Origin of the sequence: Sphingomonas kyeonggiensis (assembly GCF_014204495.1) — a bacterium.
In the GTDB taxonomy this organism is placed as follows: domain Bacteria; phylum Pseudomonadota; class Alphaproteobacteria; order Sphingomonadales; family Sphingomonadaceae; genus Sphingomonas; species Sphingomonas kyeonggiensis_A.
The window spans coordinates 993,764-1,017,374 of the sequence record NZ_JACHLN010000003.1 but is presented as its reverse complement, the minus strand read 5'-3'; the positions used below and the strand labels follow the sequence as shown (position 1 = coordinate 1,017,374).

Sequence of the window (23,611 nt, the reverse complement as noted above, 5' to 3'; positions counted from 1 at the left end):
TCTGGTCGTTGCGCCGGCCCGGTCAGGGGCAGGCAGGTTTTCTTCGACAAACGAGGGAGATATGCGCCGTCCTGGATACGATCGCGCTTGATCGGCGCGACCGGGACAAGATACGGTTCCGCCCAAGGGGGAACATCACATGTATTTCGGGACCGGGTTGCGTACGGGCGCCTTGCTGGCGGCTGCTTGTCTGGCAGGGTGCAGCGGCGGCGGATCCGGGGGCGGCGGCAGTGTCGGCACACCGACGGCGACGACACCTACGCCAACCCCCAGCCCGACGGCGACCCCGACGCCCGCCGCCACGATGTTCAGCGCGGTCGGCATCGGCACGCTTTACGCGACCGTGACCTTCGACACCAATGGGAGCGGCAATCCGTTCGACGCGGGCGATTCCTCGACCGCGACGACCGCCGGAGGCGAGTTCGGCCGGGATTCGGGACTCGATCCCCGCTGGACATCCGGAACGGTGCCCGCGACCGCGAGCATGGCCATGCAGGCCTGGGGCCGCGACAGCGTTACCGGGCTTCCGCTCACCATCATGAATGCTCCCGCGGGCGCCACGGTGATCTCGCCCTATAGCGCGCTGGTGTTCGCGCATGGCAATGAGGCTGCGGTCCGCAGCGCGCTCGGGCTCGCCAGCGGGACCGACGCGATCCGCGCGACGATGAACCCGCTGACGTTCAACCCGGCGCAGAATCTCGCGAACAGTGATGCCGCGGTGGCGCGGGACGCGGCGCGGATGACGTCGGTCAATCTGCAGCTGTTCGTGATGGGCATCCTGGGCAAGGCGACCAATGGTGACCGGCCCGATACCGCGGGGCCCATCGACCTGTCGTCGCGCTATCTTGCCGAGCTGGTTCGCGAGGGCGTCGGGCTGCGGCTTACCGACCGGGCGGTGATCCTCGCGGCGCTGCGCAAGAGCGCCTATAAGGTCTCGAGCGACGAGCGGCTCGGCCGGATGGCGGATTATATCTCGGCCTATTTCCGGGCGATCCCCGCCTTGCTCGGCAACCCCGCCGAAGCGCGGGCGTGGATGCACGCCTTCCAGTTCGGGGTGCTGGCGGACATCCAGGCGCCGGGCTTCTCGGCTCCGGGGCTGGTCGTGCCTGACGAAGCCGCGATCCGGGCCACGGCCGCCAGCTTCATGGACGCGCCGGCACCGGTCGGCACGGCATTCTTCACGACGACGGACTATCGCGAGCTCAGCAACAACCCGATCGCGGCGATGGACTATCGCGCGGTCCTCACGGGCTGCAACAGCCATCTGGCGCTTCCGACCTGCAATGATTCCGAAGGGTATCTCGGAATGAACATCGTCGATGGGCAGCCGGTCGCCCGGGTGACGGCGGTTGCCCCGAAAGACCCGGCGGTGCTCTCCGTCACCGTCAATGCGGACGGCAGCATGACCATTGCGCGGGTGGGCGGTTTCACCGGGCTGACCTGGTTCAGCTATACCGCGCAGATGCCGAATGGCGCGACAGCGACCGGGCGGGCCTATGTACGGATGCGGCCCTTCTAGGCTCCGCCGAACGCTTCGAGGCCCGTCGCCATGCCGGGCAGCCACATCTTGGTGGTGAACTGCCAGGTGGCGAGCAGGATGAAGGCGCTGGCCGCCAGCAGCGCGACGACGGCGCCGATGCGCAGCGCCGGGGCGGCATCGGCACGGCGGGCGCGGATGAAGGCTTCGGCGACGGCGAGGTTGGGCAGGTAGAAGGCGAAGTCCATCACCATGTCGAAGCCGCCGCGGAAATCGGCGGTGTGGCCGAACTTGCCGAAGCACAGGAACCAGAAGCCATATTCCATCCGGTATAGCCAGGAGCCGATCGCCAGCGCGAACAGGCGGATGGCCCAGGCGCGGTGGGTCTCGAAGCGGCGGGCGCGGGCGTTGGTGAAGGCGAGCGCGGCGCACAGCACCATCAGCGCGCCGTAGAGGCCGAAGCCGATGTCCATGGCCGGGCCGCCGACGGTGCCCTTGGCCAGGATGAAGCCGAGCCCGCCCAGCCCGGCGATCGCGGCGGCGGTGACGTAGAGCCGGCCGAGCCAGCGGTGGAGCGCGGGGATGCGGGCGCGGATCGCGGCGATCAGCTGGACCGGGCCGAGCAGCAGCAGGATGCCGCCGGTGACGAAATGCGCGCCGATCGCGATCGTGGCGAAGGGCGTGGCGGCCTCGTGCAGCCGGGGCAGGCTCTCGTTCCAGCGATCGGGCGCGCCGCCCGCCAGGGTGCCGCCGTAGAAGGCGAGGATATAGGCGCCGAACAGGGCTGCGCTCAGCCAGCTTGCCGCGACAAGCAGGACCGATGCGCCGCGCAGGGCCTGGGTGCCGGTGCCCGGCGGATCCTGCGTCGATATGCCTTGCGCCAGTGTCGCCATGTCCGGGCCTCGCTTGTTGCGCGGGGAGTAGAGCGCGATTGCGGCGCGGGCGCCAGCTGTCGCTTGTGATGATTTCGCGCCTGTCTTTTCCCCGGGAAACAAGCCTGTATAACCCTGCCCAGGGCGGGGGCCCATGGGGAGCATGGATGGCCGACGCCGACACCGCCTGGCCAAGCCACGGCGGGGAAACAGGGGAGAGACTGCGCGCGCCCGACTTCGCGGTGCCCGAGCTCGGGCCGGTGGCGGAATGGCCGGGCGAGCTCAAGGTCGCGCTCGACCTGATGCTGGCATCTCCCCAGCGCGCCTTCGTCACCTGGGGCGCGGACTATCTGTTCTTCTACAACGACCGGATCCTCGAGGCCTATCGCGACGAGAATGCCCGGATCTTCGGGCGCTCCTACAACAAGAGCTGGCCGCAGGTCTGGGAGAAGGTGGGGCAGCATTTCGAGCGGGCGCTGGGTGGCGAGGCGGTGGTTCGTCCCGGGCTGCACGTGCAGGCAGTGCGCGGCAATGGCGAGAAGGTCGATATCCGCGTCGACCTGGCGATGACGCCGATCCGGGGGGCGGATGGCGCGGTGCTCGGCATCTTCGGGACCAGCGCCGACCGGACCGAGCATTATGAGACGGCGGAGCGCGAACGCGAGGCGCGCGGGGCGCTGGAGGAGAAGACGCGGACGCTCGAGGTGGTCAACCAGGCGGGCGTGGCGATCACCGGCGAGCGCGACAGCGCGCGGGTGGCGCAGACTGCGGTGGATGCGGGCGTGGCGCTGATCGGGGCGAAGTTCGGCGCGTTCTTCTACAACCATGTCGATGACGACCAGGCCGAGGCGTACATGCTCTACGCGCTGGCCGGAGCGCCGCGATCCGCCTTCGAGAAATTCCCGATGCCGCGGATCACGCGGCTGTTCGAGCCGACCTTTGCCGGCACGGGGATCATCCGGGTGGACGACGTCACGCTCGACCCGCGCTATGGCGACAACGCGCCGTTCCGCGGCATGCCGGAGGGGCATCTGCCCGTGCGCTCCTATCTGGCGGTGCCGGTGCGCACGCCCTCGGGCGATGTGATCGGCGGGCTGCTCTATGGCCATCCCGAGCCCGGGCGGTTCAGCGAGGCGGCCGAGGCGAGCCTGGTCAGCCTGGCGGGGCAGGCGGCGCTGGCGATGGACAATGCCCGGCTGTTCGAAGCGGTGGAGCGCGAGCTGCATCGCCGCGCCCAGGCCGAGGAAGAGCTGCGCGTGCTCAACGAGGGGCTGGAGATCCGCGTCGCGGAGGCGGTGCTCGAGCGCGAGGCGGTGTTCGCGGCGCTCCAGCAGGCGCAGAAGATGGAGACGATCGGCAAGCTGACCGGCGGCGTCGCGCACGACTTCAACAACCTGCTCCAGGTGATCTCGGGCAACCTCCAGCTGCTCGCGCGCGACGTGCAGGGCAATGACAAGGCCGAGCGCCGGGTAGCGAACGCGCTGGCCGGCGTGCAGCGCGGATCGAAGCTCGCGAGCCAGCTGCTCGCCTTTGGCCGGCGCCAGCCGCTGGAGCCGCGGGTACTCAACGTGGGCAAGTTCCTGGGCGGGATGGAGGACATGCTCCGCCGCGCGCTGGGCGAGGCGATCGCGATCGAGGTCATCACCTCGGGCGGGCTGTGGAACTGCCAGGCCGACCCCACCCAGCTCGAGAATGCGATCCTCAACCTGGCGATCAATGCGCGCGACGCGATGCAGGGCACGGGCAAGCTGACGATCGAGGCGGCCAATGCCTCGCTCGACGACGACTATACCCGTCAGCTGGAGGATGTGCCGCCCGGACAATATGTGATGCTGGCCGTGACCGACACCGGCAGCGGCATCCCGTCCGAAGTGATCGAGCAGGTGTTCGAGCCGTTCTTCTCGACCAAGCCCGAGGGCCAGGGATCGGGCCTGGGGCTGTCGATGGTCTATGGCTTCGTCAAGCAGTCCGGCGGGCACGTGAAGCTCTATTCGGAAGTCGGCCACGGCACGACGGTGAAGCTGTACCTGCCGCGCGTGCGCAAGCGCGAGGAAGTGCTGGTCGCCTCGCACGAGACGGTGGCGATGCGCGGCGGCAGCGAGACGATCCTCGTCGCCGAGGACGATCCCGATGTGCAGGCGACGGTGGTCGAGCTGCTGACCGAGCTGGGCTATACCGTGCTGCGCGCCAACGACGCGCAAAGTGCCCTGAGCGTGATCGAGAGCGGGGTGGCGATCGACCTGCTGTTCACCGACGTGGTGATGCCCGGTGCGCTGAAGAGCCCCGAGCTGGCACGGCTGGCGCGGGCGCGGCTGCCCGAGCTCGCGGTGCTGTTCACCTCGGGCTACACCGAGAATGCGATCGTCCATGACGGCAGGCTCGATGCCGGGGTGGAGCTGCTGTCCAAGCCGTACACGCGCGAGCAGCTGGCGCGGAAGGTGCGCGCGGTGATCGAGGGGAAGCGGGGGTAGCGCCTTATCCGTCATCCCGGCGAAAGCCGGGATCTCGTGCGACTCCTTCTCCGCGCCTTCGCCTGAGATCCCGGCTTTCGCCGGGATGACGGTTTGACGCCGGGGTGACGGGGTTTGGGTGGAGTGACGGGTTCGGAGTCTCAGCCGTTCAGCGGATAGCGTGCCACGGCGTCGTAGCGCGCACCTTCGTGGCCGAGGCTGCTTTCGAACAGGAAGAAATGGTCGAGGGTGAAAGGGGTGCTGGCGAGGCCGCCATGCGCCTCGACGAAGCGTTCGACGACCTCGGTGGGGCTGTTCATCCGGGCGAGGGTGATATGCGGCAGATAGGCGCGGCCTTCCGGCGGCTGGCCGGCGCGGACCAGCGCCTGGTCGATCTTGCGGTGGAGCGCGGCGAGCGGCTCCTTCGGACGCACGCCGGCCCAGACCGCGTTGACCCGGCCGCGCTTTTCGAACGCGCCGACGCCTTCGAGCGTGAGCTCCAACGCCGGCCAATGGACACCCGACAAGGCAAGCGCCGCATCCTCGGCGGCGCGCTCGTCGACATCGCCGATGAAGCGCAGCGTGATGTGGAGCTGGTCGTCATCCTGCCAGCGGGCACCGGGGATGCCGCCCATCAGGCCGAGCAGCTTGGCGCGGATCGGGGCGGGAGGACGCAGGCCGACGAACAGGCGGATCATACTCAGGGCTGATAGCCCCGGTTTTGCTTGAAAACACCCCGTATGAGCGCGATATTACACCATGACCGGCAGGTGCCGGACAAAGGAGTTTTGCAATGGCTGATTGGTCGGATCCCCGGACGGGTACCTATGGGACCGCCGGCGCGGGCGTGGAAGCGCGCGACGCGGGGCTCAGGTCGTACATGCTGTCCGTCTACAACTACATGGCGTCGGGCGTGCTGCTGACGGGCATCGTCGCGCTGCTGTTCGCCAAGAGCGGCGCGATCGACGTGCTGTTCGCGCTGCAGCAGACCTCGCGCGGGGTCGGCTATGCGCCGACGCTGCTCGGCTGGGTGGTGATGCTGGCGCCGCTGGGCATCGTGCTGCTGATGAGCTTCGGCCAGATGCGCCTGTCCACCCCGGCGATGCAGGCCCTGTACTGGGTCTATGCCACGGTGATGGGCCTGTCGCTGTCGACGATCTTCCTCGTCTACACCGACACCTCGATCGCCCAGGTGTTCTTCGCAACGGCGGCGGGCTTCGCGGGCCTCAGCCTGTGGGGCTACACCACCAAGCGCGACCTGTCGGGCTTCGGCACGTTCCTGATCATGGGCGTGGTCGGCCTGATCGTCGCCTCGCTGATCAACCTGTTCCTGCAGTCGGGCCCGCTGGCCTTTGCGATCAACGTGGCCGGCGTGCTGCTGTTCGCGGGCCTGACCGCCTATGACACGCAGAAGATCAAGAGCATGTACACCTATGTCGCCGGCACGGACATGATGGGCAAGGCAGTGGTGATGGGCGCGCTGACGCTCTATCTCGACTTCATCAACATGTTCCTGTTCCTGCTCCGCCTGTTCGGCAGCCAGCGGAACTAAGTTCCCGGCAGGTAAAAGAAATTGCGGCCCGGCGGGGAAACTCGCCGGGCCGTTTTCTTTTGCGACCGCATGGTTTCCGGCACGGGAACGCGAATCGAATTGCGTTCGTTACAACTTGGCAACGCTCAGGAGAGTGAAGTCATGAATGCGAACCCGATCGACCCGGCGCTGGACCGCATGTCGGTGGCACCGGGCCCAGACGAAGAAACCGTGCGTACGACGGCCCAGTCCGCGGACGCAGGCACCGACGAATCGATTGCCGAGCGGCTCTACCGCAACCCGGAGAGCAAGGAAGCGCGGCTCGACCGCGGGCTCGACGAGTCGATGGATGCGTCGGACCCGCCGGCATCCACCCAGCCGGTGCACAGTCACAGCCATAGCGATCTGCCCGAAAGCTCGGGCTATGATCCGAAGGCCGAGGCCAAGCTGGCCAAGGCCGGCGAAGACAAGGGCGTGATCGGCAATATCCTGTCGAAGATCGGCCTCGGCTAAGCCCAGGCAATGGCGGCCTCGCCCGCGTCGGGATGGCGCGCCAACATCGTCATCTACGCGGCGCTGGCCGCCAATCTCGGAATCGCGGTCGCCAAGTTCGTGGCGGCCGCGATTACCGGTTCCTCCTCGATGCTTACCGAGGGGGTGCACAGCCTGGTCGATACGGGCAATCAGGGCCTGCTGCTCTACGGGCAATATCGGGCAAAGCGCCCGCCTGATCGCGATCATCCCTTCGGCTATGGCCGCGAACTCTATTTCTGGGCGTTCGTCGTCGCGATCCTGATCTTCGGGCTGGGCGCCGGCGTCTCCATCTATGAGGGCTGGCTGCACATCCGGTCGCCCGAACCCCTGCGCGACCCGCTGCCCAACTACGTCGTACTCGTCATCGCCTTCGCGCTCGAAGGCACCAGCTGGTGGATCGCGATGCGCGAATTCGCCGCCAGCAAGGGCGATTGCGGCTGGTGGAAGGCGATCAAGGAATCGAAGGATCCCTCGGGCTTCATCGTGCTGTTCGAGGATACGGCGGCGCTCGCCGGGCTGATCGTCGCCGGCATCGGCATATGGGCGAGCCATCACTGGGGCGATCCGCGGATCGACGGCTGGGCGTCGATCGTGATCGGCGTGATCCTGGCGGCGGTTGCGGGCCTGCTCGCACGCGAATCCAAGGGGCTGCTGATCGGCGAGCGCGCGAACCTGGACATGGTCGCGCGGATCCGGGCGCTGCTCGAGGCCGAGCCGTGCATCACCCATGTGAACCATGTGCGCACGATCCACACCGCGCCCGACCGCATCTTCGTGGCGATCAGCGCCGACTTTGCCGACACGCTGCCGATGGGCGAGGCGGAGACGTTGATCGAGCGGATCGAGCACCGGCTGAAGGCGCAGGAGCCTAAATTGAGTTCGATCTATATCCGGCCCGAGAAGCGCGAGGATGCGGTGGACGCCGTGGCGATGGGGTGAGCTTGCCCCGGGGAGAGGATCGGGCCCGGGCAATCTCGCACGGCCGGTGCTATCGTGCTATCGCCGGTCTCGTCGCCGTGCTAAAGCTCGGGCATCGCGAGCAGTTCCGACATGTAGGCGCCCGCGGCTGAGAGACTTGTGCGCTCCCGCTTACGAAATGCGGAGGCACATCATGGATCTCAATTATCTCTTATATCGCCATCAGGTTTCGCTGGTACGCGCCCGCGACGCCGCGTCATCGGAAGCACGCTGCGCGCATCAGGGACTGGTGCGGGGCTATGCGCGTCGGATCGCCGAACTGCGTGACGCGCTGGATGCGCCGCTGCCCATGGTGGCGAGCCTATGAGCGAGGCGAGCGTACCGGCGTCGACGCCCGAAGAACGGCCGCAGACCCGGCCGTTCCGCAGGCAGTTCACTGCGGCGCGGCTTGATCCGCAGTCTGCCGAGCGCCAGGGCCGCGCGGCGCGCATCGCGTTCGAGGCGCTGGGCCGCGAGGAGGCGACGCTGTTCCTCAACGGCCATGACGCGGCGCTGGGCGGGCGGCCGCTCGACCTGGCTGTCGCCAGCGCCGAGGGGCTCGCCGCGGTGGAGCAGGCGATCGCGGCGCGAAAGGCGGCTCCATGCTGAGTGGCACGGTGTTCTTCTACCACACCGCCGGTGGCTTCGGCGTGATCCAGCCGGACAGGGGCGGCGACGACGCCTTTGTCCATGCCAGCGCACTCGCCGCTTCAGGGCTGGACCGGCTCGAATCGCGCCAGCGCGTTACCTATGCGCTGCGCACCGACAGCCGGGGCCAGACCTGCGCCCATGACCTGAAGCTCTGCGATTGACCGGACGTGACCGCGCCGAGCTGGCGCGGGCCCATGCCACCCTGCAGCGCGGCGCCGATTTCCTGGCGCAGGGGCTGGCGCGTGAGGGGCCGCCGCGTGCGATCGAGGGACGGTATCGTGCCCGGGTGCTCGGCAACGGGCTGCGCGAGCTCGATCGTTTCCTGAGTCTGCTGATCGATGCGCTGGCCGGCGCCCGCGGAATCGCAATGCCCGCGGGCGAGCGCGCCACCGCCAGCAAGCTCGCCTCGTTGCGCGCGATGACCGGTGCTCCGCATGGCGACCACGCCCGATTGATCGCGTTGGCGCGCAGCCGCGACTGCCTGTTCCACTGCGAGGGGCTGGTGCGCCGGGGCGATCGGCGGGGCGACATCAGCATGACGGTCGGCTGGCCGATGCGGGACGGCGTGGCGCTGCCCCGCGTCGCGATCGGCGAGCGGCTGAGCATGTCGGGCGCCGAGCTCGACGAGATATGCGGCTATTACCGGGCGATCGCCGCGCAGCTGTTCAGCGAGACGGGGCTGCCTGTGCCGCTATCCACTCCCGGAACGCCGCCATTGCCGGGCTTGGCGTGCGCGACTGGAGCCAGGTGAGCCAGTAGCGGCCGGTGCTGACTTCGAGGTCGAAGGGGCGAACGACGCGGCCTTCCTCGAGGTGGCGGGCGAGCATCGCCGGTGGGGCGAGCGCGACGCCGATGCCCTGTACCGCCGCCTCGGCCATCGCCAGCGAGCTGTCGAACACCGGGCCGCGCAAAGGGACCGGCGCGATGCCGGCCTCGGCCAGCCAGCGCGGCCATTCATCGGCGCGGTAGGAGCGGAGCAGCGGCAGCGCGAGCAGGTCGGCGGGGGTTGAGAGCTTCTCTGCCAGGGCCGGCGTGCACAGCGGGGTGAGCGGGGTCTCGATCAGCGGCACCGCTTCCGTGCCGTGCCAGGCGCCGGCGCCGAAGCGGATCGCATAGTCGAGCCCTTCGCCGGCGAGATCGACGCGGTTGTTGTTGGTGAACAGGCGCAGGTCGATCCGCGGGTGCGCGGCGTGGAAGGCCGGCAGGCGCGGCAGCAGCCAGCCGGTGGCGAAGGTGCCGACCGCGGCGACCGAGAGGAGCTGGGCCGCCGTGCCGCTGGTGATGCCTTCGACCAGCTCGGCGATGCGATCGAAGCTGTCGCCGAGCGCGGGGAGCAGGGCGAGGCCTTCGTCGGTGAGCGCCAGGCCGCGCGGCAGGCGGCGGAAGAGCTGGGCGCCGAGCCGCTCCTCCAGCCCCTTCACCTGGTGGCTGATCGCCGCCTGGGTGACGCAGAGCTCGATCGCGGCGCGGGTGAAGCTGAGGTGGCGGGCCGAGGCTTCGAAGGCGCGCAGGGCATTGAGGGGGAGGTGGGGGCGGACCATGCAGGCCGGAGCATAAGTTTATCTCATGCATGGCGCCAGATGGGGACGAGCGGATAAGGCGGGGCGATGCTTGCCGCTGCGCTTCTCTGGCTCGTCGCCATCAATCTCTGGACCCTGTTGCGCTTCTGGCAGGACAAAAGGCGCGCGATCGCCGGCGGACGGCGTATTCCCGAACGTGACCTGCTCGGCCTGGCGCTGCTCGGCGGATCGCCGGGCGCTTTCGCCGCGCGTCGGCTGTTCCGCCACAAGACGCGCAAGCAGCCTTTCTCGCTCTACCTGGTGCTGATCGTCCTGGTCCAGATGAGTGCCGCGATCGGCCTGCTCATGCTCGCTGTGCGCGCCTGAGCGGATCGCAGCTGACCGCAATGCGTTGATCGAGCAGGTCAATTGAGGGGATGGCATGCTGGCGGAGCTTCGCGCGGCACATGAGGCATTGCTCGCCGGAATCCAGGAACTGGAGGACGCGACGCATGCGGCCGCGCCCGATGCGAGCGCGCTGGCCGCGATCCGCTGGCGGCTGAGCCGGGCGAGCAGCCGGCGTCGGCGGCTCGTCGATGAGGCCAGCGCGCGGCTGCGCGAGGGCAACGCGCCGGAGGTGGTGGCGGAGATCGACCGGCTGCGCGAGAACAGCGCCGAGATGCTCTCCAGCAGCAGCCGGCATGTCGGCGAGTGGACGATCGACCGCATCGTCGCCGACTGGGATGGCTATCGAGCGGCATCGACGGCGATGCGCGCCTCGATGCGCCGGCGCATCGCCCGCGAGAAGGCGATCCTCTATCCGCTGCTGGAAGCGATGCGCTGAACGCGACGGGGTTTACCTGCTCTCCATATACCTATAGGGGGTATGGGTATGGCGCATCTTTCCCATGACAACAGCGCGTTGCTCGCCCGCGTGCGGCGCATCGGCGGGCAGGTCGGCGCGGTCGAGCGGGCGCTGCAGGGCGAGGCCGGCTGTGCCGAGGTGCTGCAGCTCGTGGCGGCGGTGCGCGGCGCGGTGAACGGGCTGCTCGACGAGATCATCGCCGAGCATCTCGAGGCGCATGTCGCCGCACCCGGGCTCAGCGATGCCGAGCGCGCGCAGGGCGCGGAAGAGCTGCTGGCGGTGATCCGCCGCTATTCGAAATAGGATTTTCCATGGCGACGCTTCCCGAGATCGACGCGCTGGCGCACGAGCATGTGTTCCTGGGTGCCGCGCACGACGAGAATGCCCGGCGGACGCTGTGGGTGGTCGCGCTGACCGCGGTGATGATGGTCGGCGAGATCGTCGCCGGCTACTGGACCGGATCGATGGCGCTGCTCGCCGACGGTTTCCACATGGCCACGCATGCCGGTGCGCTGGCGGTGGCCGCGATTGCTTACGGCTATGCGAAGAAACATGCGCGTAGCACCGCCTACAGCTTCGGCACGGGCAAGGTGGGCGACCTGGCCGGCTTCGCCTCGGCGATGGTGCTGGGGCTGATCGCACTGGGGATCGGCGTGGAATCGGTGCTGCGGCTGTTCGAGCCGATCACCGTGGCGTTCGGTGAGGCGACGATCGTCGCGGTGCTGGGGCTGGCGGTGAACCTGGTGAGCGCGCTGCTGCTCTCGGGCGGGCATCATCACCACCACGGGCATGATCATCACCATCACGATCATGAGCATCATCATCACCATCACGGCCACGACAACAACCTCCGCTCGGCCTACGTCCATGTACTGGCCGATGCGCTGACGTCGGTGCTGGCGATCGCGGCGCTGCTCGCCGGGCGCTATCTCGGCTGGGCGTGGATGGATCCGGCGATGGGGATCGTCGGCGCGGTGGTGATCGCGCGCTGGTCCTGGACCTTGATGCGCGACACCGCCGCCGTGCTGCTCGACCGGACCGACGACCATGTCGCTGGGGAAGTGCGCGAGCTGCTTGCCGAGGGCGGGGTGCGGATCACCGATCTGCACGTGTGGCGGGTCGGGCCCGAGGCGCGGGCGGCGATCGTCAGCGTGGTGGGGGCGGATGCTGATACCGTCCGCGCGCGGCTGGCGCCGGTGCACGAGCTGGCGCACCTGACCGTGGAGTGCCGCTGAGCCCGGCTCAGGACGTGGTGGACAGCTTCATCAATACGAGGCCGGAGACGATCAGCGCGGCGGCGCCGAGCCGCATCAGACTGACCTGCTCGCCGAGCACCACGATCCCCACCGCGAAGGCGCCGACCGCGCCGATGCCGGTCCACACCGTATAGGCGGTGCCGAGCGGCAGGGTGCGCATCGACAGCGATAGCAGGCCGAAGCTGGCGCCCATGGTGACCAGGGTGACGATCGAGGGGACAAGCTTCGTGAAGCCTTCGGACTGCTTCATGAAGAAGGCCCAGACGACTTCGAGCAGACCGGCAATAACGAGAATGAACCAAACCACGGCAGCCTCCTGAAAAGGACTGCCGGGCCGTCCCGGTCTTGAACCTCCGCATGGGAGACGGGAACGTGGTCGCCGCGCCGATCATCTAGGGCGGCGCGGCGACCGGATCAAGGCGGGTCAGTCGATGGCTTCGATGCCCTGCGCCTTCAGCCGCGCGAGCGCGTCCTTCATGTGCTGCAATTGCTCCGGCGAATGGCCCTGCCATTGCTCGATCTCGCCGGTGACGCGCAGCGGCTCGTGCGAACGGTAGGAAAGCGTGGGATTGCCCGGGAATTTCTTGTCGGTGAGGTTGGGATCGTCGACGAACGCGCCGGTCGGCTCGACCATGTAGATGCGCGCCCGGCCTTCGCCCTGCGCCAGCTCGGCGCCCCAGACCGCGGCTTCGAGCGTGCCAGCGAAATAGACCCAGCTGGCCTGTTTCCGCGCGCCATAGTTGGAGGCGTATCCGGCGGCGATCAGGTCGCCGGGGCGAAGGTCCGCGCGGGTGCCGTGATAGTAGATCATGTGCCGTTGCTCCTCGTCTGCGAATCGAGGGCAGCTACATGCAACAGGTACCCCGGCTTGCCGCAATCCCGGTTCCGGGTTAGACAATGATAGTGGGAAGAGGCCGCGCAGACTCGCCGGCGCCCCGCGATCCGGAACCACTGTTCTGAAGCCCGTTCCCCGGCTTTCGCCGGGGAGCAGGTGCTCTCAAGAGCCGCCGCCTATTTCTTCAGGATATCCAGCGCCGCCGACGTCATCGCCTCGGTCGCGGTGCCGACCACGGCTTCGGCATCGGGCGCCCAGAAGGGGCTGTGGAGCGAGGGCAGGGGCTTCTTGCCATTGTCCGATGCGGCCCATTTGTCCGCCGGTACGCCGCCAACCCAGAAGATCAGGCTCTGGATCGAATTGTCGGCCAGCCAGTAGCGGCTGAAATCCTCGCCGCCCATCACCGCCTTGGTCTCGACCACCCGGTCCTTGCCGAAGCGCGCGGTCCACAGCGCCTGCATCCGGCTGGTGATCGGCTGGGTGTTGAAGGTGGCGGGCGTGAAATTGTCGCGGACCTTCACCTCGGGCAGGCGGTCGTCGGGCACGCCCGCCGCGATCGCCTCGCCCTTCGCGATGCGGGCGATGCCGTCGAGCAGCAGCTTGCGCACCTCCGGCTTGAAGCTGCGCACGGTGAGCAGCATCGTCACTTCGCTGCTGATGATGTTGTGGGTGGAACCGCCCTTGATCATGCCGACAGTGACCACCGCGGCTTCCTGCGGATCGACTTCGCGGCTGACCAGCGTCTGCAGCGACGTGACGATACGCGCGGCGAGGACGATCGGGTCCTTGGTCGTCTGCGGATAGGCGCCGTGCCCGCCGACGCCCTTCACGATGACGTCGACCGAGTCCACGTTCGCCAGCGCATAGCCGGCGGTGATGCCGATCTGGCCGGCGGGCTGGCCGGCGCTGTCGTGGAAGGCGAGGGCATATTGCGGCTTGGGGAAGCGGGTGAACAGCCCGTCGTCGAGCATCGCCTTGGCGCCCATGCCGCGCTCCTCGGCAGGCTGGGCGATCATGATGACGGTGCCGTGCCATTTGGACTTCATCGCGGCGAGGTTGCGCAGCGTGCCGATCCAGCTCGCCATGTGCGTGTCATGGCCGCAGGCATGCATCACCCCGGTCTCGATCCCTTCGTCGCTGGTGGTGCGCACCTTGGACGCGAAGGCGAGGCCGGTCTGCTCGGTGACCGGCAGGCCGTCCATGTCGGCGCGGATCAGCACGACCGGGCCGGGGCCGTTTTCGAGCACCGCGACCACGCCGGTGCCGCCGACCTTCTCGGTGACCTTGAACCCGGCCTTGCGCGCTTCCTCCGCCAGCTTGGCGGCGGTCTTCACTTCGTGGAGGCTGAGCTCGGGATTGGAATGGAAGTCGCGGTAGAATTCCATGAGCTGGGGGAGCGCGGCCTGGGTCGCGTCGTGCACCGGATCGGCAAGAGCGGGCGTGGTGAAAGTCATCGCAGTTGCGAGAAGAAGCGACCGGAGCATATGGTTCCCCCCTATGGAGGCGCGAATGTCGCTTGGGTGCCGGAACCTGTCAAACCTCTCGCGCAGGGAGGTGCTTGCCGGAGCGGTGTTGCTGGGCCTGCCGGCGCGCGCATGGGCCGCGGAAGACTTTGCGATCGACTGGCAGGGCGGCGAGCAGACGCCCGAGATCGCTGCCTCGCTCGCCGCGCAGATCGCGCTGGTGAAGGCGCTGCAGGTCTCGGACGAAGCGCGCGATTTCTTCGCGGCACAGGTTATCACGGTGGACCGTGAGGCCGGGACCAAGACGCGCGCCGGGCCGCGCGGGGTGTTCTTCGCCCGGGTGGTGCAGCCGGTGGAGAATCCGGTGCTGCTCCACGAGCTGATCCATCGCTGGCAGCTGCTGAAGATGCCGGGCGGGCAGCAGAATCCGGACGTGCAGCGCTTCTACCGCGAGGCGGTGGCGAGCGGGCGCTGGCCGGCACAGGCCTATATGCTGACCAACGCCTTCGAATTCTTCGCGATGACCGCCAGCGTGGTGCTGCACGGCGACGCCGCGCGGCCGCCGTTCCGGCGGGAGAATGTGCGGGCCAAGGCGCCCGAACTCTATGCGTTCATCGTGAAGACGTTCGGGCTGCGGACTGGCTAGCCCGCCGGCACGAGCTCGATCACGTCGAGCTTAGACTCGAAGCCCGGATAGGGAAGCACCAGCCGCCAGCGCTTCTCGCCGATGCGCTCGACATAGCCGATCATGTCGCGCTTGCGATCGACGCCGTAGCGCAGCGGCGCGGTCTCGTCGCCCAGCACCATCACGCCGATGAACATCGAGCGGGCATTGGTATTGGGGTAGAGCAGCCCGTCCGGGCGCTGCTGGCCGTCGAGGCGGACGAAATGGATTTCCGGGCCCTGCACCGTGATCCGGCACTGCCCGGCCGGATAGGCGGCGTAATAGGGCGTCAGCGGCTGCTGCGAGCCGAGCTTGACGGTGCGGCAGCGATAGTCGCCGGCCGGCGGCATCGCGCCGCCGAGCGCGACGTCGGGGTCGAAGAGCTGGGGATCCGCCGCGATCGCCGCGGGATTCGCCGCCCTGGCCGGTGCGAGCGCGTCGTCCCAGGCGCGGCGCCACTGGCGGATGCGATCGGCGTCCGCCGTGGTCATCACCTTGCGCCAGCTCCAGCCGGCGGGCGGGCGCGTGGCGGTGGCGTCGCGATAGACGCTGCACCCGGTGGTGAAGCCGATCGCGAGCAATGCCGCGGCGGCGGGGATCCCCTTCATGCCTCTTCCCTTCTCCAGGCGCCAAACCGCCTTAGGCAGCGGTCCAGCCGCCGTCGATCGAGTAATTGGCACCGGTAATCTGTGCCGCCTCGTCCCGGCAAAGGAAAAGCACCAGCGCGGCGACCTGTTCCGAGGTGACGAACTGCTTGGTCGGCTGCGCATCGAGCAGCACGTCGTTGATCACCTGCTCGCGGGTGAGGCCGCGCGCCTTCATCGTGTCGGGGATCTGGTTCTCGACCAGCGGCGTCCAGACATAGCCCGGCGAGACGCAATTGACGGTGACGCCGTGGGTGGCGACTTCGAGCGCGATCGTCTTGGTGAGGCCGGCAATGGCGTGCTTGGCCATCACGTACGCCGACTTGTTGGGGCTGGCGACGAGGCTGTGCGCCGAGGCGGTGGAGATGATCCGGCCCCATTTCTGCGCCTTCATGAACGGCACCGCGGCGCGCATCATGTGCCAGGCCGAGGACTGGTTGATCGCGATGATCGCGTCATATTTCTCGACCGGGAATTCGTCGATCGGCGCGACATGCTGGATGCCGGCATTGTTGATGATGATGTGCGGGCCGCCGAGCTCGTCATGGCAGCGCTGGACCATCGCCGCGATCTGGTCGGGCTTGGTCATGTCGGCGGCGTCGTAGAGCGCCTTCGCGCCGCTGGTCGCCTCGAGCGCGGCGCGCTCCGTCTCGATCGCGGCGGCGTCGCCGAAGCCGTTGATCACCACGCTCGCGCCCTCGGCGGCGAGTGCCTTGGCATAGGCGAGACCGATGCCCGAGGTCGAACCGGTGATGATGGCGGACTTGCCCTTGAGGAACATCGAATACTCCTAACGCTGGGTGAGGTCGAAGGCGGCGGTGTGGCCGTCCAGGATATTGCGGGCGACGATCTGGGCGTTGGCCATGGTCTCGGCCACGTCGGTGCGGCCGGCCTGCCAATGCTCGTGCATCGAACGCGCCGAGAATTCGAAGTCGCGCGCGCCGCCTTCCCAGGCATTGGCGCGGTAGATCAGCTGGACGAGGCTGACGGGAAATTCGGAGACGCGGGCACGGACCGCCTGGACGTCGGGATCGTCCTGCAGCTCGGGCGGCAGCTTGTCGAGCAGGCGGCAGACCATCTGGCGCTCCTGGCGCAGGCGCATCCGCTCGTCCGACACGGCGCGGGTGCGGCTGGAGAAGCGGATCTCCTTCTCGCGCGCGATCACGTCGGTCATCGTGCGCGGCAGCTCGTCGATCGACGGGAAGAGGTCGACCTGGAAGATCAGCGTCTCGGCATATTGCCGGTCGAGGACATGGGTGAGCGGCGTGTTCGAGACGAGGCCGCCGTCCCAATACCAGCAGCCGTCGATCTCGATCGGCGGCAGGCCGGGCGGCAGCGCGCCCGATGCCATGATGTGGCGCGCGTCGAGCGTCTCGTCATGCGTGTCGAAATAGCGGAAATTGCCGCTCTGGATATCGACCGCGCCGACCGAGAGGCGGACGGGACCGTTGTTGAGCAGCTCCCAGTCGATCAGCCGGTCGAGCGTCTCGCGCAGGGGCGAGGTATCGTAGAAGCTCAGCGCCTCCGGCGTGCCGGGGACGGCGAAGGCGGGCGGCAGCAGGCGCGGGCGGAAGAAGCCGGGCACGCCGCCGAGCATGACCATGCCGGCGGCCCATTCATGGCTCAGCTCGCGCGCGGCATCGTGCATCGGCAGCGAGAAATCGGGCAGCGCGGCGGTGGCGTCTTCCCAGAAGGTGCGGATCGCGGCGAGGCGCTTCTCGGGCGGGTTGCCGGCGAAAAGGGTCGCGTTGACCGCGCCGATCGAGATGCCGGCGACCCAGTCGACTTCGATCCCGGCGGTGTGGAGCTCGTCGATGACGCCGGCCTGATAGGCGCCAAGGGCACCGCCGCCCTGCAATACCAGCGCGACCGTATCCGGCAGCGGAAGGCCGGTGGCTTGGCGGCGGGGACGTGACTCGGCGTCTGCCATGGCCCTGCCTTGGCCGAAAGCCGGGGCCGAGGGAAGTGCACATTTTGGTATGGCTTGGCACGTGCAACGCAACGCCGGTTCGGGCATTGTTGCGATGGCTAAATAAAGAGGAACGCCATGCGGCTCGACGATATCGACCCAACCGACCACGCCCAGGACCTGGGAAGCGGAGGCGGCGGAGGCGGCGGCGGTTTCGGATTGCTGGGGCTGCTGCCCCTGTTGCTCGGCCGCGGCATGGGCTGCGGCAGCATCGCGATCATCGGCCTGATCGCCATCGCCTATTTCGCGATGAGCGGCGGCGGAGGCGGGATGCTGGGCAGCACCGGCGGCGGCTCTACCGGCCAGTCGCCGACCGCGGGGCAGAGCGGGCGGCAGGTGTGCCAGGGCGACCTGCGGCTCGAATCGTGCCGGGTGATGAAGCTGGCCGACGATACCTGGGCGACGATCTTCAAGGAATCGAACGCGCAGTATCGCCCGGCGACGATCAAGTTCTACCAGGGCAATGTCCAGTCGGGCTGCGGCGCGGCGAGCTCGGCGGTCGGGCCCTTCTACTGCCCGGCCGATGACGGCGTATATCTCGACACCAGCTTCTTCCAGGAACTGGAGCAGCGCTTCGGCGCCAAGGGCGACTTCGCCCGCGACTATGTGATCGCGCACGAGATGGGCCACCATATCCAGAACCTGCTCGGCACCTCGGACAAGGTCTCGCGGCTGCAGGCGCGGGCGAGCCAGGCCGAGGGCAATGCCCTGTCGGTGCGGCTGGAGCTGCAGGCGGATTGCTATGCCGGCGTCTGGGCGGCGCGCAACAAGGACCGGATCGAGCCGGGCGACATCGAGGAAGGCATGACCGCGGCGAACGCGATCGGCGACGACACGCTCCAGCGCCAGATGCAGGGAACGGTGGTGCCGGAAAGCTTCACCCATGGCACCTCGGCGCAGCGTATGGCCTGGCTCAAGAAGGGGCTGGAGACCGGCGATCCCGGCCAGTGCGATACGTTCTCGGGGAATATCTGACCTAAAATCCCTCTCCCGCTTTCGCGGGAGAGGGAGGGAGCCGCGAAGCGGCGGAAGGGTGAGGGGCTGTGGGAGCCGCAAGCGGTGTGCTTGCCTCTCGCACTGGCCCTCACCCTGGCTCCCCCGGCTTTCGCCGGAAGAGCCGTCCCTCTCCCGCAAAAGCGGTAGAGGGTTTTAAGCACCTTCGCCGACGGCTATCCCGCCGCGTATGACTGAAGCGCCTCCACCTCCCAACCTCGCCTATCACCACACCCCCGGCGCCGGGCCGACGGTGATGTTCCTGTGCGGCTATGCGTCCGACATGAACGGCAGCAAGGCGCTGCATCTGGAGGCATGGGCGAAGGCGAACGGCCGGGCGTTCCTGCGCTTCGATTATGCCGGCTGCGGCGAGAGCGAAGGCAATTTCGAGGACGGGACGCTGGCCTCATGGCGCGATGATGCGCTGCGGATGATTGACGAGGTGGTGAAGGGCCCGGTGGTGCTGGTCGGCTCGTCGATGGGCGGCTGGATCATGGCGATGATCGCCAAGGCGCGGCCGGAAGTGGTCGCCGGCTTGGTCGGCATCGCCGCGGCGCCGGACTTCACCGACTGGGGCTTCACCATGGAGCAGAAGATGGCCCTGCTCCAGCAGGGTCGGCTCGAGACGCCGAACGACTATGGCGACCAGCCGACCGTGACGACGCGCGGCTTCTGGGCGTCGGGCGAGGCCAATCGCGTGCTCGTCCAGCCGATCGCCTGGGGCGGGCCGGTGCGGTTGCTCCAGGGCCAGAAGGACAGGGAAGTGCCCTGGGAATATGCCCCGCGGCTGGCGGCGATGATCCGTTCAGACATGGTGCAGACTCTGCTGGTCAAGGACGCGGAACATCGTTTTTCGCGCGAGCAGGACCTGGCCCTGATCGTGCGTGCGCTCGAGGAAGTGCTCACCCTATGCTCCCCATCCTGATCCTCGCCCTCCAGACCGTTCCGATGCAGGAGGCGACGGCGGCGCCCAAGGAACCGCCGCGCTTCACCCAGTGCATGGACCTGGCGACGACCGACCCCGCCAAGGGCGTCGTCGATGCCGGGCAGTGGCGCACCGAGGGGGGCGGCGTGCTGGCGCGCCAGTGCCTGGGCGTGGCCTATGCCAATGGTGGCAAATGGGCGGCGGCGGCCGGCGCGTTCGAGGATGCGGCGCGCGAGGCGGAGACCGCGAAGGACCCGCGCGCGCCGCAATATTGGGCTTCTGCCGGCAACGCCTGGATCGCGGCGCAGCAGCCCGCCAAGGCACGTGCGGCGATCGACGCGGCCCTGGCGACCGGCGCGCTGGCCGGGCTCGATCTGGGCGAGGCGCATCTCGACCGGGCACGGGCGATGGTCGCCCTGGGCGACACGGAGGCGGCGCGCAGCGACATCGACCGGGCGCTTACCTATGCCGACAAGGACCCGCTCGCCTGGCTGCTCTCGGCGACGCTGGCGCGGCGCGCGGGCGACCTGCCGCGCGCGGCACATGATATCACCGAAGCGCTGCGGCGCTCGGGCGACGATCCCTCGGTCCAGCTCGAGGCGGGCAATATCGCGGCGGCAAGCGGCAATGAGGCGGATGCACGCACCGCCTGGGCACGCGTGATCGAGCTGGCGCCGGGCACCGGCCTGGCCAGCGCGGCGCGCAAGGCGCTGGAGCAGTTCTCGGCGACGGAGAAGTGATCCCTTAAGTCCCTCCCCCTCGGGCGAGGGGTTTGGGGTGGGGCCTATTCGCGGGCGTCGGTAGGGCTGGCGCTTCCCTCTGCCCGCCCCTATCTCGCGCCGCATGCGCTATCTCCACACGATGATCCGCGTGACGGATCCCGACGCCACGATCGCCTTTTTCGAGCTGCTGGGCCTCAAGCAGGTCCGGCGGATGGACAGTGAAGCGGGGCGGTTCTCGCTGATCTTCCTCGCCGCCGACGAGGACAGCAAGGGTGAGGGCAAGCGCGCCGATGCCGAGGTCGAGCTGACCTATAACTGGCCGGCCGAGGACGGCAGCCCGGCCGAGGTATACACCGGCGGCCGCAATTTCGGGCACCTGGCCTACCGCGTCGACAATATCTACGAGACCTGCCAGCGGCTGCTGGACGGCGGCGTGACGATCAACCGCCCGCCGCGCGACGGCAACATGGCGTTCGTCCGCACCCCCGACAACATCTCGATCGAGCTGCTCCAGGCGGGCGATCCGCTGCCGCCGGCCGAGCCCTGGGCGTCGATGCCGAACACGGGGCAGTGGTAGGCTTTCTCGAGACGATCGGGGCCCGCGCCCCGATCATCCAGGCGCCGATGGCCGGTGCCGGCGGGCCCGGGCTCGCGATCGCGGCGATGCGGGGCGGAGCGGTCGGATCGCTGCCCTGCGCGCTGCTGACCCCCGAACAGCTCGCCGCACAGGTCGCCGAGGTTCGCGCCGGCGCGGTGGGACCGCTCAACCTCAATTTCTTCTGCCATCATGTGCCCGATCCGGCGCCGGACGAAAGCGCCTGGCGGGCGTTGCTCGCGCCCTATTATGCCGAGGAAGGCGTCGCCCCCGGCACGCCGCCGCCGCTGCGCCGGCCGTTCGACGATGCGCTGTGCGCGGCGGTCGAGGCGGCGCGGCCGGAGGTCGTCAGCTTCCATTTCGGGCTGCCGGACGACGCGCTGCTTGCCCGGGTGCGGGCTGCCGGGGCGCTGGTTCTCGGCAATGCGACGACGCGCGCGGAGATGCACTGGCTCGCCGAGCGCGGTGTGGATGCGGTGATCGCGCAGGGGTCGGAAGCGGGCGGGCATGCCGGCTGGTTCCTGGGCGATGCGCATGCGCCGGTGCCGCTTGCCGAGCTGCTGGCCGAGAAGATCGCCGTGCCGGTGATCGCCGCGGGCGGGATCACCGACGGCGCGGACATCGCCCGGACGCTTGCGGCGGGGGCGAGCGCGGTGCAGCTGGGCACCGCCTTCCTGGCGGCGGATGAGAGCAGTATCTCGGCACCGTTCCGCGTGCTGCTCGGCACCGGGGTCACGACGCAGTTCACCAACCTGTTCTCGGGCCGGGAGGCGCAAGGTATCCGCAACCGGCTGATGCGCGAGCTGGGGCCCATCCGCACGGAGGTGCCGGCCTTCCCTTATGGCTCCAACGCGCTCGCGCTGTTGCGCGCGCATGCGGAGGCCGATGGCCGGGGCGATTATTCGCCGCTCTGGGCGGGGACGAGCGTGGCGCGGGTGCGGGCGATGGGGGCAGAGGCGCTGGTGCGCCGGCTGGTCGAGGAACTCCGCGCGGCGCGGCGTTGAATCTGCACGATCGCGCAGCAAAATTGCGCGGAATTGGTGTAAAGTCTGGTTAAAGGCCTAAAAGGAAAGCGGAAGGGTATCATGGCACTCGAGATCGTCCGCATTCCAGCGCTCAGCGACAACTATATCTGGCTGATCCACGACAAGCGCGCGGACAAGACCGCCGTGGTCGATCCGGGCGTTGCCGCGCCGGTGCTCGAGGAGCTCAAGCTGCGCGGGTGGAAGCTCAACGCGATCCTCAATACCCATTGGCATCCCGACCATACCGGCGGCAATGCGCAGCTGAAGGCGGAGACCGGCGCGGTGATCATCGCGCCTTCGGGTGAGGGCACGCGCATCCCGGGCGCCGACTGGCTGGCGGGGTCGAACAACAAGATCAAGGTCGGCCAGCATGTCGCGCAGGTGGTCGACGTGCCGGGGCATACCGCCGGGCACATCGCCTTCCATTTCGCGTCCGAGGGCATCATCTTCGTCGGCGACACGCTGTTCGCGATGGGCTGCGGCCGGCTGTTCGAGGGGACGGCGGAGCAGATGTTCCGCAACATGCGGTACTTTGCGACGCTGCCGCCCGAGACAAAGGTCTATTGCGCGCACGAATATACCCAGGCGAACGGCCGTTTCGCGCTCAGCGTGGAGCCGGAGAACGAATCCCTCCGCTTGCGCATGGCGGAGGTGGATTCGGCCCGCGAAGCCGGCGAGCCGACCGTGCCGACGACGATCGGCGCCGAGCTGGCGACCAACCCCTTCCTGCGCGCGGAAAGCGTCGAGCAGCTTGCCGAGCGGCGCGCCGCGAAGGATGTTTTTTGATCGACGCGGGCGTATAGTCCGGACAGTGTCGGGGGCGACGGGAGACAGATGATGATCCGCTTCGCCACACCGCTTCTGATCCTCGCTGCCTGCGCGGCCAATACCGCGCTGCCCCAGAAGGGCGCGAGCAGCGACGATGCCAAGATCGCCAAGCGCCTTGCCGGGCTTACCCCCGGTGCGCCGGTGGATTGCCTGCCGCCGCAGCGGACGAGCGAGATGCAGGGCTATGCCAATACGATCCTCTATATCGGCGGACGCAACAAGGTCTGGCGCAGCGACCTGATCGGCTCCTGCCCTGGCCTGTCGCGCGGCGACCTGCCGGTGATCACCAGCGTCAGCGGGCGGGTCTGCAGGGGCGATACCGTGCAGACACGGGCGCGGATCGGCGGCATGTGGACCGGATCGTGCGCGCTGGGGCCCTTCGTGCCCTATAGCAAGTGAGGAGAGCGGCGATGCGTGCTTCGATGCTGATCGCCGCGATCGGGCTGGCGGGCTGTACCGCGAGCAGCGAGATGATGGCCTCGCAACAGGCCGAGGCGCAGAAGGACCTGGCTTCGGCGCTGGGCGACCGGGTGGCCGGGGCACCGCGGGACTGCATCTCGGTGACCGACAGCGACGGGCCGCAGATCATCGACGACCATACGATCCTCTACAAGCCGCTGGGCCGCACCTTGTGGCGCAACGACCTGGGCAGCTCGTGTCCTGGACTGCGGCCCTACACCACGCTGATCGTGGAGGTGCACGGGTCGCAGATCTGCCGGAACGACCGGTTCCGGGTACTCGATCCGGGATCGAGCATCCCGAGCGCCTATTGCATGTTCGGCAAGTTCACGCCGTACGAGAAGGCCAGGTAACTCCAAAAAATCCTCCCCCGGCGCGGCGGGGGAGGGATTCGAAC

General features: G+C 68.4%; 31 protein-coding genes. 22 read left to right on the top strand and 9 right to left on the bottom strand.

Annotated elements, in window-relative coordinates; all coding sequences use genetic code 11:
* The first annotated feature begins 139 nt into the window (after positions 1–139).
* Positions 140–1,519, top strand: a complete 1,380-nt coding sequence (locus HNP52_RS18905) for an Ig-like domain-containing protein (RefSeq protein ID WP_184169328.1) — start codon at positions 140–142, stop codon at positions 1,517–1,519.
* On the opposite strand, the gene HNP52_RS18900 is transcribed toward HNP52_RS18905, so the two are convergent.
* Positions 1,516–2,370 (bottom strand): DUF2306 domain-containing protein, encoded by an 855-nt coding sequence (locus HNP52_RS18900; RefSeq protein WP_184169149.1) that lies wholly within the window; start codon positions 2,368–2,370, stop codon positions 1,516–1,518. The two genes, HNP52_RS18905 and HNP52_RS18900, sit on opposite strands and share 4 nt — an antisense overlap.
* A gap of 146 nt (positions 2,371–2,516) precedes the next feature.
* Between HNP52_RS18900 and HNP52_RS18895 the strand changes: the two genes are divergently transcribed.
* Positions 2,517–4,820, top strand: coding sequence for an ATP-binding protein (locus HNP52_RS18895; RefSeq protein ID WP_184169148.1), 2,304 nt, complete (start codon positions 2,517–2,519; stop codon positions 4,818–4,820).
* 140 nt (positions 4,821–4,960) lie between these two features.
* Here HNP52_RS18895 and thpR read toward each other — a convergent pair whose 3' ends face one another.
* A complete protein-coding gene (gene thpR, locus HNP52_RS18890; RefSeq protein ID WP_184169147.1) occupies positions 4,961–5,497 on the bottom strand; it encodes an RNA 2',3'-cyclic phosphodiesterase in 537 nt (178 codons plus the stop codon).
* Positions 5,498–5,592: 95 nt separating this feature from the next.
* Here thpR and HNP52_RS18885 point away from each other — a divergent pair, with 95 nt between their 5' ends.
* The 7 genes from HNP52_RS18885 (at position 5,593) to HNP52_RS18855 (ending at position 9,223) form a co-directional block, all read left to right on the top strand.
* On the top strand, positions 5,593–6,351 hold the full coding sequence (locus tag HNP52_RS18885) for a Bax inhibitor-1/YccA family protein (protein ID WP_184169146.1): 759 nt from the start codon (positions 5,593–5,595) through the stop codon (positions 6,349–6,351).
* Between the two features lie 141 nt (positions 6,352–6,492).
* The gene (locus HNP52_RS18880) at positions 6,493–6,843 is read left to right on the top strand and encodes a hypothetical protein (protein ID WP_184169145.1); all 351 of its coding nucleotides are present in this window, start codon (positions 6,493–6,495) and stop codon (positions 6,841–6,843) included.
* Between the two features lie 9 nt (positions 6,844–6,852).
* Positions 6,853–7,803 carry a cation diffusion facilitator family transporter gene (locus tag HNP52_RS18875; RefSeq protein ID WP_184169144.1) on the top strand — a complete coding sequence of 317 codons (951 nt, stop codon included), beginning with the start codon at positions 6,853–6,855 and terminating at the stop codon, positions 7,801–7,803.
* 172 nt (positions 7,804–7,975) lie between these two features.
* The gene (locus tag HNP52_RS18870) at positions 7,976–8,149 is read left to right on the top strand and encodes a hypothetical protein (protein WP_184169143.1); all 174 of its coding nucleotides are present in this window, start codon (positions 7,976–7,978) and stop codon (positions 8,147–8,149) included.
* Positions 8,146–8,430, top strand: a complete 285-nt coding sequence (locus HNP52_RS18865; protein WP_184169142.1) for an antitoxin Xre/MbcA/ParS toxin-binding domain-containing protein — start codon at positions 8,146–8,148, stop codon at positions 8,428–8,430. Before HNP52_RS18870 ends, HNP52_RS18865 begins: the two co-directional genes overlap by 4 nt.
* On the top strand, positions 8,424–8,633 hold the full coding sequence (locus HNP52_RS18860) for a cold-shock protein (protein ID WP_184169141.1): 210 nt from the start codon (positions 8,424–8,426) through the stop codon (positions 8,631–8,633). The genes HNP52_RS18865 and HNP52_RS18860 overlap by 7 nt, the downstream gene beginning before the upstream one ends.
* Positions 8,630–9,223 carry a hypothetical protein gene (locus HNP52_RS18855; RefSeq protein ID WP_184169140.1) on the top strand — a complete coding sequence of 198 codons (594 nt, stop codon included), beginning with the start codon at positions 8,630–8,632 and terminating at the stop codon, positions 9,221–9,223. The genes HNP52_RS18860 and HNP52_RS18855 overlap by 4 nt, the downstream gene beginning before the upstream one ends.
* Here the strand turns inward: HNP52_RS18855 and HNP52_RS18850 are convergent.
* Entirely contained in the window at positions 9,138–10,013 is an 876-nt protein-coding gene (locus HNP52_RS18850) for a LysR family transcriptional regulator (RefSeq protein WP_184169139.1), read from the bottom strand. The genes HNP52_RS18855 and HNP52_RS18850 overlap by 86 nt on opposite strands.
* A gap of 66 nt (positions 10,014–10,079) precedes the next feature.
* On the opposite strand from HNP52_RS18850, the gene HNP52_RS18845 reads away from it, so the two are divergent.
* From HNP52_RS18845 to dmeF, 4 genes are read left to right on the top strand one after another with little or no spacing between them, the layout of a single operon-like run.
* Positions 10,080–10,358 carry a DUF1294 domain-containing protein gene (locus HNP52_RS18845; RefSeq protein WP_184169138.1) on the top strand — a complete coding sequence of 93 codons (279 nt, stop codon included), beginning with the start codon at positions 10,080–10,082 and terminating at the stop codon, positions 10,356–10,358.
* Positions 10,359–10,413: 55 nt separating this feature from the next.
* Positions 10,414–10,815 carry a hemerythrin domain-containing protein gene (locus HNP52_RS18840; RefSeq protein WP_184169137.1) on the top strand — a complete coding sequence of 134 codons (402 nt, stop codon included), beginning with the start codon at positions 10,414–10,416 and terminating at the stop codon, positions 10,813–10,815.
* A gap of 48 nt (positions 10,816–10,863) precedes the next feature.
* Complete coding sequence (locus HNP52_RS18835; RefSeq protein WP_184169136.1) at positions 10,864–11,139, top strand: metal/formaldehyde-sensitive transcriptional repressor; 276 nt, start codon at positions 10,864–10,866, stop codon at positions 11,137–11,139.
* 8 nt (positions 11,140–11,147) lie between these two features.
* On the top strand, positions 11,148–12,071 hold the full coding sequence (dmeF, locus tag HNP52_RS18830) for a CDF family Co(II)/Ni(II) efflux transporter DmeF (protein WP_184169135.1): 924 nt from the start codon (positions 11,148–11,150) through the stop codon (positions 12,069–12,071).
* A 7-nt stretch (positions 12,072–12,078) separates the two neighbouring features.
* Here the strand turns inward: dmeF and HNP52_RS18825 are convergent, their stop codons facing one another.
* The 3 genes from HNP52_RS18825 to HNP52_RS18815 form a co-directional block, all read right to left on the bottom strand.
* Positions 12,079–12,399 carry a multidrug efflux SMR transporter gene (locus HNP52_RS18825; RefSeq protein WP_184169134.1) on the bottom strand — a complete coding sequence of 107 codons (321 nt, stop codon included), beginning with the start codon at positions 12,397–12,399 and terminating at the stop codon, positions 12,079–12,081.
* A 117-nt stretch (positions 12,400–12,516) separates the two neighbouring features.
* The gene (gene arr, locus HNP52_RS18820; RefSeq protein WP_184169133.1) at positions 12,517–12,903 is read right to left on the bottom strand and encodes an NAD(+)--rifampin ADP-ribosyltransferase; all 387 of its coding nucleotides are present in this window, start codon (positions 12,901–12,903) and stop codon (positions 12,517–12,519) included.
* 200 nt (positions 12,904–13,103) lie between these two features.
* Positions 13,104–14,411: an amidohydrolase gene (locus HNP52_RS18815; protein ID WP_184169132.1), complete on the bottom strand. Its 1,308-nt coding sequence runs from the start codon at positions 14,409–14,411 to the stop codon at positions 13,104–13,106.
* Between the two features lie 85 nt (positions 14,412–14,496).
* Between HNP52_RS18815 and HNP52_RS18810 the strand changes: the two genes are divergently transcribed.
* Positions 14,497–15,036, top strand: a complete 540-nt coding sequence (locus HNP52_RS18810; protein ID WP_184169131.1) for a hypothetical protein — start codon at positions 14,497–14,499, stop codon at positions 15,034–15,036.
* Here HNP52_RS18810 and HNP52_RS18805 read toward each other — a convergent pair.
* The 3 genes from HNP52_RS18805 to HNP52_RS18795 are packed head-to-tail and all read right to left on the bottom strand — an operon-like array spanning position 15,033 to position 17,628.
* Positions 15,033–15,662 (bottom strand): DUF4893 domain-containing protein, encoded by a 630-nt coding sequence (locus tag HNP52_RS18805; protein WP_184169130.1) that lies wholly within the window; start codon positions 15,660–15,662, stop codon positions 15,033–15,035. The genes HNP52_RS18810 and HNP52_RS18805 overlap by 4 nt on opposite strands.
* Before the next feature lie 31 nt (positions 15,663–15,693).
* Entirely contained in the window at positions 15,694–16,479 is a 786-nt protein-coding gene (locus HNP52_RS18800) for a 3-hydroxybutyrate dehydrogenase (RefSeq protein ID WP_184169129.1), read from the bottom strand.
* Between the two features lie 9 nt (positions 16,480–16,488).
* Positions 16,489–17,628 (bottom strand): patatin-like phospholipase family protein, encoded by a 1,140-nt coding sequence (locus tag HNP52_RS18795; protein ID WP_184169128.1) that lies wholly within the window; start codon positions 17,626–17,628, stop codon positions 16,489–16,491.
* Positions 17,629–17,745: 117 nt separating this feature from the next.
* Here HNP52_RS18795 and HNP52_RS18790 point away from each other — a divergent pair, with 117 nt between their 5' ends.
* From HNP52_RS18790 to HNP52_RS18755, 8 genes are all read left to right on the top strand, one after another.
* Positions 17,746–18,642, top strand: coding sequence for a neutral zinc metallopeptidase (locus HNP52_RS18790; RefSeq protein WP_184169127.1), 897 nt, complete (start codon positions 17,746–17,748; stop codon positions 18,640–18,642).
* Positions 18,643–18,850: 208 nt separating this feature from the next.
* Entirely contained in the window at positions 18,851–19,585 is a 735-nt protein-coding gene (locus HNP52_RS18785; RefSeq protein ID WP_184169126.1) for an alpha/beta hydrolase, read from the top strand.
* Positions 19,570–20,325 carry a tetratricopeptide repeat protein gene (locus HNP52_RS18780; protein WP_184169125.1) on the top strand — a complete coding sequence of 252 codons (756 nt, stop codon included), beginning with the start codon at positions 19,570–19,572 and terminating at the stop codon, positions 20,323–20,325. The genes HNP52_RS18785 and HNP52_RS18780 overlap by 16 nt, the downstream gene beginning before the upstream one ends.
* 103 nt (positions 20,326–20,428) lie before the next feature.
* A complete protein-coding gene (locus tag HNP52_RS18775; RefSeq protein ID WP_184169124.1) occupies positions 20,429–20,884 on the top strand; it encodes a VOC family protein in 456 nt (151 codons plus the stop codon).
* The gene (locus HNP52_RS18770; RefSeq protein ID WP_221416491.1) at positions 20,878–21,906 is read left to right on the top strand and encodes a nitronate monooxygenase family protein; all 1,029 of its coding nucleotides are present in this window, start codon (positions 20,878–20,880) and stop codon (positions 21,904–21,906) included. The genes HNP52_RS18775 and HNP52_RS18770 overlap by 7 nt, the downstream gene beginning before the upstream one ends.
* An 81-nt stretch (positions 21,907–21,987) precedes the next feature.
* Complete coding sequence (gloB, locus tag HNP52_RS18765; protein ID WP_184169123.1) at positions 21,988–22,713, top strand: hydroxyacylglutathione hydrolase; 726 nt, start codon at positions 21,988–21,990, stop codon at positions 22,711–22,713.
* A 51-nt stretch (positions 22,714–22,764) separates the two neighbouring features.
* Entirely contained in the window at positions 22,765–23,154 is a 390-nt protein-coding gene (locus HNP52_RS18760) for a hypothetical protein (RefSeq protein WP_184169122.1), read from the top strand.
* A gap of 11 nt (positions 23,155–23,165) precedes the next feature.
* Positions 23,166–23,567, top strand: a complete 402-nt coding sequence (locus tag HNP52_RS18755; protein WP_221416489.1) for a DUF6491 family protein — start codon at positions 23,166–23,168, stop codon at positions 23,565–23,567.
* Positions 23,568–23,611 lie beyond the last annotated feature (44 nt).